This is a genomic window from Streptomyces aurantiacus (assembly GCF_001418335.1).
GTDB lineage: Bacteria > Actinomycetota > Actinomycetes > Streptomycetales > Streptomycetaceae > Streptomyces > Streptomyces aurantiacus.
On the sequence record NZ_LIPP01000551.1, the window covers coordinates 1 to 1,081 of the forward strand.

1 protein-coding gene and 1 pseudogene are annotated in these 1,081 nt (G+C 69.5%); one reads left to right on the plus strand and one right to left on the minus strand.

The window, feature by feature from the left end:
- Positions 1 to 394 (minus strand): DeoR/GlpR family DNA-binding transcription regulator (locus AOK01_RS46265; RefSeq protein ID WP_157871685.1); only part of this gene is annotated, 394 nt, incomplete at its 3' end.
- Between the two features lie 291 nt (positions 395 to 685).
- Here AOK01_RS46265 and AOK01_RS40160 point away from each other — a divergent pair.
- Positions 686 to 1,081, plus strand: a pseudogene (locus AOK01_RS40160) (hypothetical protein); the annotation flags it as partial.

Genomic DNA, 1,081 nt, shown 5'->3' on the forward strand with positions numbered 1-1,081 from the left:
GCACCGAGTTGGTCACCACGGTCAGATCCGGCACGTCGAGGAGCTGATGGGCGAGCGCGTACGTCGTCGTGCCGCCCGACAGCGCGATCGCCGTGCCCGGCGCCACCAGCACCGCCGCCGCCCGCGCGATGTCCTCCTTGGCCGTCAGCTCCAGCCCCGACTTGGCCTCGAAGCCCGGCTCGTGCGTACTCGCCTCGACCACCGGGACGGCACCGCCGTGCACCTTCTCCACCACGCCCTGACGGGCGAGCGAGTCCAGGTCGCGGCGGACCGTCATGTCGGACACGCCGAGTTTCCTGGTGAGTTCGTTGACACGGACGCCACCGCGGCGCCGGACCTCATCCAGGATCAGAGCGCGCCGCTGCTCCGCGAGGAGGTTCTGATTCTCGCTCACGTCCGCTCCGGTTCCCTTCGCCTCGACCCGTTCGGCATATCCCCGAACCCCCTCCGACAAGGACATTCCCCTCACCTCCGGACCACGGGACGCCCCATCCTCGCACGGGTCGCCGCAGGTCGTACCACTGCCCGTGGCGACGCGCACACGTCACGCTGTCATCCGGTGTCCGGCTCTGTCACACGGATCGGGGAGATTCCGTGAGGAGCGGTGCGCGCGGGGCCGACAGGCGAGACCCTTGGGTGTCTGGACATGACACATGCCGTACGGGCATCACGGGGGAAGACCACAGTGGAGCGTCTGCAGGGGCACGCCCCGACGAACGAAGCGAACGAAGCGCAGGAGAAAGCGAGCGGGACGGACGAAGCGAACGAGGTGCGAGGTTCCGAGCGGCGGCCGACGGCCGACACCGCACTCGAACTCCTGGTCCACGGCGTCGGCGGCACGACGCCCCAGGAAATGCTGAACGATCCGCGCACGGTCCGGATCACCGGCGACGACACGGCCGCGGTCTTCCGCCGGGCCGACGACGTCGACGCGGAGAAGAACGCGAAGAGGAACGCCCAGAGGAACGCGGAGAAGAACGCGGAGAAGGACGCGGCGCAACGGCCCGAGGAACACCGGAGTGAACCGGTCCCCGAGGCGTACGTCTGGTGCAACCTCACCTCCGGCAACGGCTCCCGGGCC